Origin of the sequence: Rhodococcus sp. NPDC060084, from assembly GCF_042730335.1 — a bacterium.
GTDB lineage: Bacteria > Actinomycetota > Actinomycetes > Mycobacteriales > Mycobacteriaceae > Rhodococcus.
Genome location: NZ_JBHWWX010000014.1, coordinates 83,228 through 97,174 on the forward strand (window position 1 = coordinate 83,228; position 13,947 = coordinate 97,174).

General features: G+C 68.1%; 11 protein-coding genes. 5 read left to right on the plus strand and 6 right to left on the minus strand.

Annotated features, from left to right (window positions below):
• Positions 1 to 44: 44 nt before the first annotated feature.
• The 3 genes from ACFWBU_RS10570 to ACFWBU_RS10580 form a co-directional block, all read right to left on the minus strand.
• Complete coding sequence (locus ACFWBU_RS10570) at positions 45 to 599, minus strand: YceI family protein (RefSeq protein ID WP_169622123.1); 555 nt, start codon at positions 597 to 599, stop codon at positions 45 to 47.
• 92 nt (positions 600 to 691) lie between these two features.
• Complete coding sequence (locus ACFWBU_RS10575; RefSeq protein WP_378528207.1) at positions 692 to 1,825, minus strand: YbhN family protein; 1,134 nt, start codon at positions 1,823 to 1,825, stop codon at positions 692 to 694.
• A 71-nt stretch (positions 1,826 to 1,896) separates the two neighbouring features.
• Positions 1,897 to 3,393, minus strand: coding sequence for an adenylate/guanylate cyclase domain-containing protein (locus ACFWBU_RS10580; protein WP_169622199.1), 1,497 nt, complete (start codon positions 3,391 to 3,393; stop codon positions 1,897 to 1,899).
• A 228-nt stretch (positions 3,394 to 3,621) separates the two neighbouring features.
• Here ACFWBU_RS10580 and ACFWBU_RS10585 point away from each other — a divergent pair, with 228 nt between their 5' ends.
• The gene (locus ACFWBU_RS10585) at positions 3,622 to 4,272 is read left to right on the plus strand and encodes a DUF1707 domain-containing protein (RefSeq protein WP_169622125.1); all 651 of its coding nucleotides are present in this window, start codon (positions 3,622 to 3,624) and stop codon (positions 4,270 to 4,272) included.
• Between the two features lie 33 nt (positions 4,273 to 4,305).
• Here ACFWBU_RS10585 and ACFWBU_RS10590 read toward each other — a convergent pair whose 3' ends face one another.
• Genes ACFWBU_RS10590 through trmB form a run of 3 tightly spaced genes read right to left on the minus strand, consistent with a single transcriptional unit; the run spans position 4,306 to position 9,190 of the window.
• Positions 4,306 to 7,695: an MMPL family transporter gene (locus ACFWBU_RS10590; protein WP_378528208.1), complete on the minus strand. Its 3,390-nt coding sequence runs from the start codon at positions 7,693 to 7,695 to the stop codon at positions 4,306 to 4,308.
• Between the two features lie 8 nt (positions 7,696 to 7,703).
• A complete protein-coding gene (locus tag ACFWBU_RS10595; RefSeq protein WP_169622127.1) occupies positions 7,704 to 8,411 on the minus strand; it encodes an NYN domain-containing protein in 708 nt (235 codons plus the stop codon).
• The gene (gene trmB / locus ACFWBU_RS10600; RefSeq protein ID WP_206037209.1) at positions 8,408 to 9,190 is read right to left on the minus strand and encodes a tRNA (guanosine(46)-N7)-methyltransferase TrmB; all 783 of its coding nucleotides are present in this window, start codon (positions 9,188 to 9,190) and stop codon (positions 8,408 to 8,410) included. The genes ACFWBU_RS10595 and trmB overlap by 4 nt, the downstream gene beginning before the upstream one ends.
• Positions 9,191 to 9,403: 213 nt before the next feature.
• Between trmB and ACFWBU_RS10605 the strand changes: the two genes are divergently transcribed.
• From ACFWBU_RS10605 to ACFWBU_RS10620, 4 genes are all read left to right on the plus strand, one after another.
• Positions 9,404 to 9,994: a hypothetical protein gene (locus ACFWBU_RS10605; protein WP_378528209.1), complete on the plus strand. Its 591-nt coding sequence runs from the start codon at positions 9,404 to 9,406 to the stop codon at positions 9,992 to 9,994.
• Positions 9,991 to 11,439, plus strand: coding sequence for a hypothetical protein (locus ACFWBU_RS10610; RefSeq protein WP_378528210.1), 1,449 nt, complete (start codon positions 9,991 to 9,993; stop codon positions 11,437 to 11,439). The genes ACFWBU_RS10605 and ACFWBU_RS10610 overlap by 4 nt, the downstream gene beginning before the upstream one ends.
• A gap of 28 nt (positions 11,440 to 11,467) precedes the next feature.
• A complete protein-coding gene (locus tag ACFWBU_RS10615; RefSeq protein WP_169622130.1) occupies positions 11,468 to 11,782 on the plus strand; it encodes a DUF6802 family protein in 315 nt (104 codons plus the stop codon).
• 276 nt (positions 11,783 to 12,058) lie between these two features.
• Positions 12,059 to 13,891: a phosphoenolpyruvate carboxykinase (GTP) gene (locus ACFWBU_RS10620; RefSeq protein ID WP_169651479.1), complete on the plus strand. Its 1,833-nt coding sequence runs from the start codon at positions 12,059 to 12,061 to the stop codon at positions 13,889 to 13,891.
• Positions 13,892 to 13,947 lie beyond the last annotated feature (56 nt).

Consider the following 13,947-nt stretch of genomic DNA (forward strand, 5'->3'; position numbering starts at 1 on the left):
CGGAGGGACGCCCGAGGGCGATGGCGCGGGAGATGTCGGGGGGATCAGGCCTGCAGGCCGGCCTCGATCTCGAGGTGGAGAGTGATCTTGTCGCCGACGACGGCGCCGCCGCCCTCGAGCGGCATGTCGATGGAGATGCCGAAGTCCTTGCGGTTGATCACGGTCGTGGCGTCGAACCCGGCGACCGGGCCGTTGCCCATTCCGGCGTTGACGCCGTTGTACTCGAGGCGCAGCTCGACCGGCTTGGTGACGCCGCGGAGCGTGAAGTCGCCGTCGACGATGTAGTCGTCGCCGTCCGCGCGGACACCGGTGGAGACGAAGGTCGCGACGGGGAACTGCTCGGCGTCGAAGAAGTCGGCCGACCGGATGTGGGCGTCGCGATCGGCGTTCTTGGTGCTGATCGACGCGACGTCGATGTCGGCGCGAACCGATGCGGTGCCGTCCTCGGCGACGGTGATCGCGCCGGAGAAGCTCTCGAAGCTTCCGCGCACCTTGCTCACCATGAGGTGCCGGACGGTGAAGCCGACGTTGGAGTGGACCGGATCGAGGGCCCAGATCCCTGTGGTGAGGCCGGGAAAGGTGGTGGTGGCGGTCGTCATCGCGTTGTCTCCTCGTAGATTATTGAAACTTCAACTTGATGCGACAACCATGACACGACTTTGTTGCGCGCGCAACTACTTGGTGGCGCAGATCACAGAAGGTCGGTGTTGTCCGAGGTGTCCGCAGGCTTACGCCGCCGCGCGACGGCGCTGCGATCCTGTTCCTCACGTTCGGCGGCAGGGTCGATGTCCTCACCCGCGTTGCCCCCGCGGTACATCGCCGCGATCGTGCCCCAGCCGGTGAGCGCGACGAAACCGAAACTCACCGCGCGGTACACGAACACCGCGGCCAGCGACTGGGGAGCGGTCAGACCCGCCGCGGTGAGCGTGGCGATCAGTGTGCCGTCGACGAACCCCAGCCCGCCGGGCGCCAACGGCACGCTGCCCACCGCCTTGGCAGCGGCGAACGCGATGCACAGACCTGCGAGCGACGGGGAACCTCCCACCGCCCAGCACGCGAGACCGAGGCATGCGACATCGAAGACCCGGTGCACGGCCGACCACGCGATCGCCGCGACTGCGTCGCGTCGCGCGAGTTCGACAGCCTCGAGTTGGGCGAGCACCCGATCGAAGAGGCCGAAGCCGGTATCCGCGGGCTTTCCGGACACCCTGTTGACACGGGTGAGCACCCAGGTGCCGGCTGCCTCGATCGACGACGGGTTACGGGCGACATACCGCAGCCCGTAGAACATGGCGATGAGGCCCGCCAGCGACAGGACCAGCGTCACCGGACTGATCCGCGTGCCCACCGCGAACGCTCCCGCGACCCCGACGGAGGCCAGCGTGGCCGCCGCGATGACGCCGGATACCGCGAGCTGCCAGGACGCCACCACGGGGGTCGCGCCCCACTTGCGGGTCTGCCTGTAGGTGAACGCGGTCGAGAACACCGGGCCTGCCGGCAGCGTGACCGCCATGGCGGTACTGCCGTAGATCACGGATGCCGAGCGGAAGTGACCTACTCGCACACCGCCGGCGTGCAACAGCTGCTGCTGGACTCCCGCGAAACCGCTCAGGGAGATCATCTGAGCGGCGACACACGCTGCGAACCAGCCCCAGTGGATGCCGGTGAGCGCTTTCCAGGAATCGCTCATCGTGGGCCACAGGTAGATGGCTTCGGCGGTGAGCAACGCGATCAGAGCCGCCGCGACCAGCCATTTGATCCACAGGAAACGGCCCCGGCGCGGTGTGGCGTCGGGGCCAGAGAGGTCGTCCTGCGGCTGCGCCACGCCATTCACCGTAACCGACGCAGGTATGTAGGTGCCGCAATTAGCGTCCGCCCGTGACGTACCTCCCTGTGCTAACCCACCCGATCCGCGGAGTCGTCACCCGGACGCGGCCCGCTCGGATAATGGACGGGCGAGGCGAGCTGCGTGACCCTGCGCCGCCCGCGAAGCTGCACCTCGTCGCCGAGTTCCCAGTGCCCACGCTCGTCGTCGTCGGCGAAATAGAGTGCGCTCGACGACGCGAGAACGCGGCTCGGACGGAGCTTGGCCAGTTCCGTCAGGCGCGACGCCTCGTTGACCGGGTCGCCGATGACGGTGTATTCGAAGCGTTCGGCTGCGCCGATGTTTCCTGCCACCGCGAGTCCGGCCGAGACACCGATACCGACGTCGAGACCGGTGATGTCGTCGAGCGCGAAGCGCAGTTCGCGTGCTGCACCCAGCGCAGCGGTGGGTGCATCGGGCCGGTCGAGAGGCGCCCCGAAAATCACCAGGGCGGCGTCGCCCATGAACTTGTTGACGAAGCCGTGGTGCCGATCGACGACCTCCACCACGACCCGGAAGAACTCGTTGAGGAGATCGACGACCTCGTTGGGAGGACGCTCGGCCGCGGTGGCGGTCGACCCCACCATGTCCACGAACAGCACGGCCACGTAGCGGGTCTCACCGCCGAGTTCGGTGCCGTACTGCAGTGCCCGCCGGGCCACGTCTTCACCGACGTGCTGACCGAACAACTCGCGGAGCCGGCGGCGCTCGTCGGCCTCCGCCATCATCCGGTTGAAGCCCACTTGCAGGCGTCCGATCTCGCTGCCGTCGAACACCTCCACCTGCACGGCCGACGCGCCGCGCTGCACGCGTTCGATCGCCCAGCGCAACTGCTTGATCGGGTCCGAGATCTGCGCCGAGGTCAGCAACGACAGCACGAGGGCCAGCAGGATGGACGTGACCGCAAGCGCGAGTACCGCGTAGGCGAGTGCGTCGGACGAGAACGCGGAGTCGGTGGTGATCTGGGTGACGCACAGCAGGACGATCCCCGCGACGGGCATCAAGGTGCCCAGTCCCCACGTCATCGCGAGACGGGTGCCGACGCCCGGAGCCATGGTGCGATCGAAGTTGCCTTCGCTCAGTGCACGGGCCGCGACGGGGCGCAGAATCCGCTCGCCGAGCATGTAGGTGAACCCGAACGTGCTCGTCGCGGCCATCGCCACGGTGATCGCGACCGCGACGGCGAGGGAAGGCGTCTCCCCGGCGGTGAGGAACACGAACAAGACGCCGCCGAGCAACCACAGTCCGAGGTGCACGATCGCCTGACGCAACGGCGCGTGCAGTGCCGCCATCTGCTCGGACCGGGTGGGCGGGCCACCGCGGAGTTGCCAGCGCACCACCGAACGAAGCATCAGCGCCGCAGCGGTGAGACTCACGATGCCGGCGAAGACGAGGTACACCGCGAACACGGTGAAGTTCTGAACCCGGTCGACGGTGTCGAAGTCGTCGTCCGCGAACGGAACGCCGTAGCGCACGAAGGCGAACACCAGCATGGCGCCGAACAGGTTGGAGGCGCCCATCGAGGCCATATAGAGCGGCCAGCGACTACGCAGTGTCGCGGCGACGGCTCGATAGGACCTCAGCACGACTTCAGATCAAACCACTGTATGGACGGTCACAGCGCGTCGTGGTCACCTTCGGCACCACTGAGAGGTGAGAAGTCGCTCGGCGCGGCGGCACTTGCGGTTCCGCGATCCGGCAGGAGGCCGCGCGCTTCCGGTCGGGACGAAGAGTGTCACAGATCCTATTCTGTACGTATGGACCCGAAGGATCTGCGCGTTTCGGACGCGGAACGTGAACATGTGGGCGAGCTTCTCCAGCGAGCCGTCGGACAGGGAATGCTCTCGCTCGGCGAGTTCACCGAACGGATGGACACCGTCCTGGCAGCGAAAACGCGTGGTGATCTCAATCAGGTTCTCGTGGACCTGCCCGGCATCCAGATGCGGCCCGAGTACCTCCCGCAGGCCGCACCGGCGTTCCTGCCCCAGCAGCAGGCGACCGCCGCCGCCCCCGCGTACCCGGCGACCGGGCCGGGTGGTCCGCTCGTGCTCAAGGGACGTTTGTCGTCCCTGACCCGCAAGGGCCGGTGGGAGGTCGCGCCGGTTCTCCGGCTCGATACGTTCGCGTCCTCGGTCAACCTGGACTTCACCGAGGCGGTGATGCAGACGCAGGTCGTGCGAATCGAGGTGAACGACTCGTTCAGTTCGATCTCGATCCTGCTGCCCGCCGAAGCCACCGCCGATATCAACGGTGTCGAAACCGTCGCGTCGAGCGCCACCACGAAAGTGCGCGGCGGCGCGCCGTTCGGCCCGTTGCACGTCGTCGTGGTCGGGAAGATCTTCTGCGGCAACCTCAACGTCACGCACCCGTTCGGCATGCGGCTGCGCAAGTTCATCAACGGCGCGTAGAACCCGCCCGCACCGCCGTTCCGTCCGTCCGGCTCAGGGCTGCTGCCGGCGCGCGATCAGTTCACTCACACTGATCGACCCGCCGGTGTCGGTGCCGTGCCGCCGACGGTGCGGATCGTTCGGATCGTCCGCGTAATCGGGCTCCGAATCGGTGGGCGCCTCGGGCGACCGTTCCGTGGCACCGTTCCGTGGCACCGGCCGCTGAGGTGACTGCTGCGAATACTGCCCGGGTTGCGGGCGCTGCTGCGGGTTCGGCGGCTGCTGCGGGTACTGCCCCGCCCGCGGACGCGGCCGGGGCTGCGGGTGCTGTCCCGCCGGTGGGCGCGGTCCGCCCTGCGGCTGCTGTCCCGCCGGTGGGCGCGGTTCGGCCTGCGGAAACAGCCCCGCCGGTGGGCGGGAACCCGGCTCCGGCCGCGGACCGGCTTGCGGCCGCGGTCCGGTTTCCGGCGGGCGATGCGCGTGCTGTCCCGACCCGGGAGCAGCTCGGCGCAGCTGCGACAGCCAGCTCTCGATCGCCTGCGGATCGCGTGCCCGCCCGGGACCCGTCGACGGCTCTCCGTCCTGTCGCGTTCCCTCGGCACCACCGTTCACCGGCGGGTTGCCGGCCGGATCCGGGTTCGTGGCGGACGGCCGCACGAAGTTCTGCGGCAGCGGCGGGGGAACGTCGCCCCGTCGGCGCCTGGGGAGCGGGGGCATGGCCGCCGTGGGCGGCTGGGACGCTGCCGTAGGCCGGCCCTGCGGCGGCTGTGCCTGCGCCGGGTCGACGGGAGGCGTGTCTGCGCCCCGTCGCTGCGGCATCGGCGGAAGCTGATCCGGAACCTGGCCCTGCGGCGCCCGGGGGCGCCGAGGGGGCAGCGGCGGACCCTGACGTTCGTCGCCCACGCCGGCCGGGCCCTGCGGCCGACGCTGCGGCGGCAGTTGCTGCGGGGAGCCGTGGCCCGGAGCCGCCGGCTCACCTGCGCGCGGCATCGGACGGCCGTCGACAGCCCGGTGACGTGGGTCGCCTGCCCGCTGCTGATCCGGACGTGGCCGCTGGGCCGGGGGACGGGGAACCGGACGCCCGGGACCCTGGCGACGCGGCTGCGGCGTGAGATCGCGGAACTTGCGCTGCTCGGACGCCGGTCGCGGCGCCGCGATCTTGGGCAGCGGCTGAGTGAGGTCGGTTGCGTCGCCGAACATCCCTGCCGGGAAACGATGTGAACCGGTGGCCGAGACGGTCGCGGGACCGAACATGCCGACGGTGATGAGTTCGGGCACGTCCTCGGGCATCAGTTCGTCGGCGAGAATCGGTTCGGCGAGGCCGGCCTTCTCCTGGATCCGCTTCATCCACGCAGGTGCCCACCAGCAGTCGTCGCCGAGCAACTTCATCACTGCCGGTACCAGGAACATACGGATGACCGTCGCGTCGATGACGAGAGCGGCGATCATGCCGTAGGCGATGTACTTCATCATCACCAGTTCCGAGAACGCGAACGCACCGGTGACCACGATCAGGATCAGCGCGGCGGCGGTGATGATGCGGCCGGTGTGCGACGTGCCCACGCGGATGGATTCGGTGGTGCTCGCGCCCTGTGCCCGGGCTTCGACCATCCGGGAGAGCAGGAAGACTTCGTAGTCGGTGGACAGCCCGTACACGATCGCGATGATCAGCACGAGCACCGGAGACATGATCGGTCCCGGCGTGAAATTGAGTAGCTCTGCGCCGTTGCCGTTGATGAAGATCCAGGTGAGGATGCCGAGTGTCGAGCCGAGACCCAACGCGCTCATGAGGACGGCCTTGATCGGCAACACCAGCGATCCGAAGGCCAGGAACATGAGAATGATCGTCAGCGACACCACGACCAGCACCATCAGCGGCAGCGTGTCGAGGAGGGCGGCGATCGAATCCTGCTCGATTGCCGGCGTACCGCCGACGAGCACTTCGACGCCCTCTGGCCACTCCGCGGAATGCAGGTAGTCGATGGTCGGAGCGGTCTCGTTGCGGTCCGTCAGACCGGCCTTCAAGACGCGCACGCCGTCCTTGGCCGGGCCCGTGATCGTGAAGTCCTCGACGAGACCCGGTGCGGCGTTCGCCGTCTCCATGATCTTGTTCAGGTCGCCGCCCTGGGCGCCCTGGATCACCAGTCGGACGGGTTCGGCACGCTGTCCCGGGAACAACTCGTCGAACTGTTCCTGCGCGACGCGGGTCGGGTGGTCGGGTGGCAGGTAGGTCTCGTTGATGCCGCCGAACTTGATGCCGGTCAGCGGCGTGATGAGCAGCAACAGGCCGATGACCGTCGGGATGGTCACCTTCATCGGATTGAGCATGACCCAGCGGGTGAGCCGACCGATGTAACTGTTCTCGACCTGTTCGTTCGACTGGATCTGGCCGAACTTCTTCATGCCGAACTTGTCGATGCGCTTGCCGAGGATGCCGAGAATGGCGGGCAGCACCGTCACCGACAGCAAGGCGGCGAGAGAAATCGCAGCGATCGCGCCATAGGAGACGGATTTGAGGAAGCCCTGTGGGAAGAGGAGCAGGCCGCCGAGGCTGGTGACCACCATCGTCGCGGAGAAGATGACGGTGCGCCCGGCCGTCATGACGGTGCGCCGGACGGCCGCGGGGGTGTCGTAGCCCTCGGCCAGTTCTTCTCGGAAACGGGACACCATGAACAGGCCGTAGTCGATCGCCAGACCCAGTCCGATCAGCGAGACGACGGGCGCGACGAACGAGTTGACCTCGGTGAAATTGGTGATCAGCCGCACGACGCCGTTCGCGGCGACGATCGTCAGACCACCGGTGATCAGCGGCAGCGCTGCCGCGATGACGCCACCGAACACGAAGAACAGGAGGATGCCGACGGCCGGGATCGCCAGGATCTCCATGCGCTTGATGTCGTTGGCCATCGTGTCGTTGAGCGCGCCGGAGATGGGCTGCAGACCGGCGAGCTGGACGTCGACACCGTCGATGTAGAACTTGTCCTTGATGTCGCGGAAGTTCCCGGTCAGCTCCGTGTCGTTCGCGCCGGCGATGGCGACCGACGCGAGGGCGTGCTGACGTGACTCGTCGGCCAGGCTCGGCAGCGACGGCGCGGTCTCGGTGGGCCAGTACGCACCGTTGATCTTGAGAATGTGTTCGGGATTTTCGGAAACCAGAGCGTTGAGGTTGTCGGTGACCTTCGCGGCGAACTCCGGGTCGTCGACGGTCTTGCCCTCGGGCGCCGTGTACAGAACCAGCACGTCACCGTTGGTGTCGCGGCCGAACGTGCCGTCTGCCAGCTTCGCCGCGGCGACGGACTGTGAGCCGGGATCGTCCCAGCCGCTCTGGCTGAGATGGTCGTTCAGGCTCAGTCCGTACCCGGCGAGCCCGAGCAGCGCCGCCACCATCACCGCAATGACGGTGAAGCGCGCGCGATAGACGAGCGTTCCCCAACGGTCGAACACTAGATCTCCTATTCGGCGACGCTCTTGCGCCCCACGAGGAGGGCGGACAGCGGTCGGAACGGCTGCAGCCAGGCTCCTTCGTCGGGCAGCGATTCCAGGCTGACGCGGGGCAGCGGTTCACGGAACACCCCGGGGATGTCCTCGAGATCGACGAAGTCGAGGATCTCGGACGTGACCGCCCAGCTGGCGTGCTCGCGGAAACCCAGCACCTGCACCGCGATGCCCGCAGCTGCGAGCTCTTCGAGAGGTTCGCGGAACGCCTGCCCGTCCGCCGACGCCACCATGACGCCGGCAAGGCCGCCACGCCGGCGCAACTCGATGTGCTCGAGCATATCGGAGTCGACGTCGCTGTCCTCGTCGATCTTGGGCTTGGCGAACACCGCGAAGCCCACATTGCGCAGGGCTTCCACCCACGGGCGCACCACGTCGGCGCTGCCCGGGGCGATGTTGGTGAAGACCGTCGCCTCGGGTTCGAGCGGAGTACCGGTCCGGCGGGACAGATCGGCGGTGCGGCCGAGAAGCCAGCGGCCGAGTGCGTCGAACCGGGGACGGTATGCGGCGGTGGGCCGGCCGCCGAGGATGGCGCCGAGACCCATATCGAGGTTGGGAGCATCCCACACGAGAAGGACACGACCGGGCTGGTCGCTGCCGCCGACAGGCCCGCTGTCGATGGCGGTGGGGTCGGTCGTATCGGACAGCTCTTCGTGGACGCTCATGCTCCGATCTTCCCCCAGACCATTTCGGCGATGGTGCTGCCCACCTGGTGGGCCTTCCCCTCGAACTTGGTCACGGGTCGCTCGAGGCTGATCGGCGACTCCCCCGACAGGGGCTTCAGCAGCGGCTCGGCGTCTCCGGTTTCCCGGATCGCTTCGGCGTATTCGGCGTGGTCGGTGGCGACATGCAGCACACCGCCGGGCACGAGGCGATCGGCGATCAGGGAGAAGGTGGGGGCCTGCAGCAGCCGGCGCTTGTGGTGCCGGGCCTTGGGCCACGGGTCCGGAAAGAAGACCCGCACCCCGGTCAGCGATCCGGGAGCAACCATCTTCTCGAGCACCTCCACGGCGTCGCCGCGCAGGATGCGCAGGTTCGTGACCGGGGAGTCGGTGTCGAGGGTGCGCTCGATGCGCTGCAGTGTCTGGGCGAGGCCGGGCCGGTAGACCTCGACGGCGATCAGATTCACGTCGGGTTCGGCCCGCGCCATCGAGACGGCGGCGGTTCCCGTTCCGGATCCGATCTCGAGCACCACGGGTGCCGAACGCCCGAACCACGCGTCGATGTCGAGCTGGTCGTCGCCGACGTCCCGGCCGAGCTGGGGCCAGAGCCGGTCCCACGTCAGCTGCTGGGGTTCGGTCAACGCTCCCCGTCGGGACCGGAAGCTCGTCACCCTCGGGTAGAGGCGATTCCCGCGGGTGGGCTGCTCGTCGAGCAGCTCGGTCGTGTCTTGATCGGCGTCGTTCACCCGACCATTGTCACGTATCCGGCGAGTGGGTGGCAGGAGTGACGGAAGGGACCACAGTGTTTTCTCAGGCTTGCACCGGGATTTTCAGGGTCTGAGCCTCGTTTACCCGGGATTTTGCACAGTTTTCCGGCCCGCGGTCGCTTTTCTTCCCACCGAGATCCCCTCACATTCTCAGAATTGCGTCGAGTGTTACCCCTGCACGACAGGGTGTCTTCTGACACAATCCGCGCCGACGATCGGGGGATGTCGATGACGGGGGACCTCTGGCACCGGCTCGCAGGAGACGTGGAGCGCGTCGACAGTGTCGCCGGCCGCGCTCTGCACGCCGTGGTGCGCGACCGCGCCGCACCGCTGCGGATCCAGGTTGCCGGACGAGTCGGCACCGGATTCCGGTCCGTACGGGACGCCGTCCGGGCCTCGGCCGGTGCCGACGGCACCGTCGAGGTCGAGAGTGTGGCCGTCGACGTGCCGGACACAGCCGATCCCGTGTTCGACGGGGACGTCGTCGTCTACGCCGTGCCGGTCCGGCTCGATCCCGCGTCCGTGCATCCCGCCGACCGGTCCGCTCTGTCTCACATCGACGCACGACGTGTCGTCGTGGTGGTCGCCGGCGGCACGGTCGAACATGTCGATCCGATCGCCGCGACACTCGGCCTCGGGGCGTTCGCCGTCGGTGATCCCGCGCTCACCGACGCGATTGCCGCACGACTGGCCGCGGCCTCTCGTCTCCGCGACGAGCACCTTGTGCGGATGGTCGCGGGGATCGCCGCCACACCCGCCGCCCGCGACCTGATCGAGGCGGCACTCGACGCGGCGAACCTCTCGCGCCGGGTCTCATGACGACCGGTGCCGACGATGTGGTGCGCCGCTGGAACCCCCGGGGCTGGGCGCGGCTCCACGAACCTTCGTCGCGGGCCGTGCGCGTCGTGGGTCTCGCGGGCTCGGGAGTCGGAGCACTGTGCGGTGAACTCGGCCGGCTCGGCGGTGTGGACGTGGTCCGCGACGGGCCGGCGTCGGTGGTGCTGGTGGCGTTCGACGCGTCGGCGGTGATCGGGCGCACCGAACTGGAGATGATCGCCGACGCCGCCGCCGACGCGACCGAGGTGGTGTGCGCCCTGACCGGTACGGACCGGTATCCGGGGTGGCGCACGGTGCGCGACCGCGATGTCGCCCTGTTGCACCGGCACGCGACGTACCTCCCGCGCGTCACCGTCCTCCCGGTGTCGGCGGAGATGTCGCGCCGCGCACGGGAGGTCGGCGGCGACGCGGGTTCGGTGCTGTTGCTGGAAACCGGAATCGTCGAGCTACGCGATGTGCTCGCCGCAGCGGTCGATTCCGCGAGCGACCCGCGACGTGCGCGCGGAGCTGTCGTGTCCCAGACCCGCCGCATGATCTACGACGAGGTGGACGCGCTGCGTGCCGGTGACGACACAGCCGGTCTCCGCGCCGAGCGGCAACGACTGGCGCTGACACCCATGCCCGCGGCCCCACCGGACCTCCAGCGCGTGCGGGTCGAACTACTCCAGGACGTCGCAAAGGAGATCCGGGGAGTGGCCGCGTCGATCCGTGATGTGCTCGACGACACCGGACGGCCCGCCGACGACGTGGCCGGTGCACTGGACGCACACCTCGAGGGAGTGCGCGCCCGCCTCGCCGCCGCTCTCGCCTCACGGGCCGGCGCGGCGCTGCACGACAGCGACGGAAGACCGCCCGAGTGGACACGTTCACCGCTGCCGGAGCCCGCGCGCACCTTCGAGGACCGGCTGACACTGGTGGTCGGCGCATCGGCCGGTGCGGGCCTCGGGCGGCTGCTCGTCACCCCGTTCGGTGAGATCCCCGGCGTGGCGGTGGTGGCCGTCGCTCTCGGCGGTGCAGTCCCGGCGGGATGGTGGCTCGTTCACGCGCGGCGCCGGATCGCGCACCGCGAACGCGTGCGGCGCTGGGTCGGTGAAGAGCTGGCGACCGCCCGTGCCGACCTCGAGGCATGGGTGCGCGCGTGCACTTACGAGGTGGAGTCACGCGTCCTTTCGGCGGCTCGGAGCGCACACGACGCACAGACGAGCCGACGGCGGGAACGCGTCTCCGCGCTCGACGAGGAGATAGGACGGCTCACCGGCGAAAGGCGCGCGCGAATTGCGGCGTGCGAGCGGGACCTCGCGGCGCTCGGGCAGCCCAGGGAACCGGGAGGGCGTCCGGTGCGTCGAACCGATCGAACGGCGAATCGGCCGGGAGCGACCGTGCCGGGGATGGGGGATCGATCGGATGATGGAAACGTTTCCGGGTGACGACAGCCCGAGTGGGCCGAGGACCGACGTGTTCGACCCGGTGGCCGCGTCCGTCTGGGCAGACGGAACGGAACCCGCCGCGGATCTGGACGGGGACGGAATCTACGACACGGTGATCTTCGGCAGCGAGGTGTTCGACAGCGGCCTGTCCGCAGGTGGAGCTCTGATCGTCGCCACCGATACCGACCTCGACGGGCACACCGACAGGCTCACCGCTGTGGAGGACGACGGCGACTACGGCGTGTGGGAGTTACACCGCGACCTCGACGGAACAACACGCTGGACACGCGTCGACCACGGTAATCTGGAAGGCGATGTGGATCACGAAAACGGTGGCGAGTGAGCGCCACCGTCTGTACGTGGGGGGTAGGTGAAGGTATTCTGCGCGCTCTCTGAATCGTTCATGTGACATTTCCGACCGGCCCCGAGTGTTACCGGTAGGACATCCACAGTTAGCCTCTACGAATAGGACTTCCGGCGCCCGCTTCGCCGTCCGGCCACGGATGAAGCTGGTGGTACCCCTGCCGAGAGGGGAAAAGCCCGGGTCTGCCACTGTCCCTGCGTCATCGGCGCAGGTCGGGGGAGGGATCCGGTTCCGGGCACACCCCAGGAGAGTTTGATGACCTCAGCGACCATTCCCGGTTTGAACGGTACCGACGACAAGCTCCCGACCCAGCATGCCGAGCTGCTTGCCTGGGTCCAGGAGGTTGCCGAGCTCACCCAGCCCGATCGCGTCGTGTGGGCCGACGGATCCGACGAGGAATGGGACCGGCTGACCGCTCAACTGGTCGAGGCGGGAACGTTCACCCGTCTCAACGACGAGAAGAAGCCGAACTCGTTCCTCGCCAACTCCGACCCGTCGGATGTGGCGCGTGTCGAGTCCCGCACCTACATCTGCACCGAGGACGAGATCGGCGCTGGCCCCACGAACAACTGGATGGCGCCGGACGAGATGCGCGCCCTCATGACGGAGCTGTACCGCGGCTGCATGCGCGGACGCACGCTCTTCGTGGTGCCCTTCTGCATGGGTCCGCTCGGTGCCGACGACCCGAAGCTCGGCGTCGAGCTCACGGACTCGGAGTACGTCGTCGTCTCCATGCGGATCATGACCCGCATGGGCACCGCCGCCCTCGAGAAGCTGGGCACCGACCGCCCCTTCGTGAAGGCGCTGCACTCCGTCGGTGCGCCCCTCGAAGCCGGTCAGCAGGATGTCGCGTGGCCGTGCAACGACACGAAGTACATCACCCACTTCCCGGAAACCCGCGAGATCTGGAGCTTCGGTTCCGGCTACGGCGGCAATGCGCTCCTCGGTAAGAAGTGCTACTCGCTGCGCATCGCGTCGGCCATGGCCCACGACGAGGGCTGGCTCGCCGAGCACATGCTCATCCTCAAGCTGATCTCCCCTGAGAACAAGCCTTACTACGTGGCCGCGGCCTTCCCGTCGGCATGCGGTAAGACAAACCTCGCGATGATCCAGCCGACCATTCCGGGCTGGCGCGCCGAGACCCTCGGCGACGACATCGCCTGGATGCGCTTCGGCGAAGACGGCCGCCTCTACGCGGTGAACCCCGAGTTCGGTTTCTTCGGTGTCGCACCGGGTACGAGCGCCGACTCCAACCCCAACGCGATGGCCACCATCGAGGCCGGCAACACCATCTACACCAACGTTGCCAAGACCGACGACGGCGACATCTGGTGGGAGGGCATCGGCGGCGAGACCCCGTCGCACCTGACCGACTGGCTCGGCAACGACTGGACGCCCGAGTCCGGCACCAAGGCCGCGCACCCGAACTCGCGGTACTGCACCCCGATGTCGCAGTGCCCGATCCTCGCCCCGGAGTGGGACGACCCGCAGGGTGTGCCGATCTCCGCGATCCTGTTCGGTGGACGTCGCAAGACGACCGTTCCGCTGGTGAGCGAGTCCTTCGACTGGCAGCACGGCACCTTCCTCGGCGCGACCCTGTCGTCGGAGCAGACCGCTGCCGCCGAAGGCACGGTCGGAACCGTCCGCCGCGACCCGATGGCGATGCTGCCGTTCCTCGGCTACAACGCCGGCGATTACCTGAACCACTGGATCAACCTGGGTAAGAACGCCGACGAGACCAAGCTCCCGAAGATCTTCTACGTGAACTGGTTCCGTCGCGGCGAAGACGGCCGCTTCCTGTGGCCCGGTTTCGGCGAGAACTCGCGCGTCCTGAAGTGGATCGTGGACCGTATCGAGCACAAGGCTGACGCGCAGTCCACGCCGATCGGCTACGTGCCGACCGCCGCCGACCTGACCCTCGACGGACTCGACGTCGAGACCGCCGATGTCGACGAGGCACTGAAAGTCGACGTCGAGGAGTGGAAGCAGGAACTTCCCCTCATCGAGGAGTGGTTCGAGTTCCTCGGCGAGAAGGTGCCGTCGGGTATCCGTGACGAGTTCGAGGCACTGAAGCAGCGCCTCGGCTGAGTCGCTTCCCCCAGAAGACAGTTCACGCCGGATGCCGCGTGAGATCGGTTCGACCC

Bases quoted from the DNA above. Each gene is read 5' to 3' on its own strand.
- ACFWBU_RS10610 (WP_378528210.1), top strand. From the start codon at position 9,991: ATGACGACCGGTGCCGACGATGTGGTGCGCCGCTGGAACCCCCGGGGC.
- ACFWBU_RS10620 (WP_169651479.1), top strand. From the start codon at position 12,059: ATGACCTCAGCGACCATTCCCGGTTTGAACGGTACCGACGACAAGCTC.
- ACFWBU_RS10570 (WP_169622123.1), bottom strand. From the start codon at position 599: ATGACGACCGCCACCACCACCTTTCCCGGCCTCACCACAGGGATCTGG.
- ACFWBU_RS10580 (WP_169622199.1), bottom strand. From the start codon at position 3,393: ATGGCCTCGATGGGCGCCTCCAACCTGTTCGGCGCCATGCTGGTGTTC.
- ACFWBU_RS10585 (WP_169622125.1), top strand. From the start codon at position 3,622: ATGGACCCGAAGGATCTGCGCGTTTCGGACGCGGAACGTGAACATGTG.
- ACFWBU_RS10605 (WP_378528209.1), top strand. From the start codon at position 9,404: ATGACGGGGGACCTCTGGCACCGGCTCGCAGGAGACGTGGAGCGCGTC.
- ACFWBU_RS10595 (WP_169622127.1), bottom strand. From the start codon at position 8,411: ATGAGCGTCCACGAAGAGCTGTCCGATACGACCGACCCCACCGCCATC.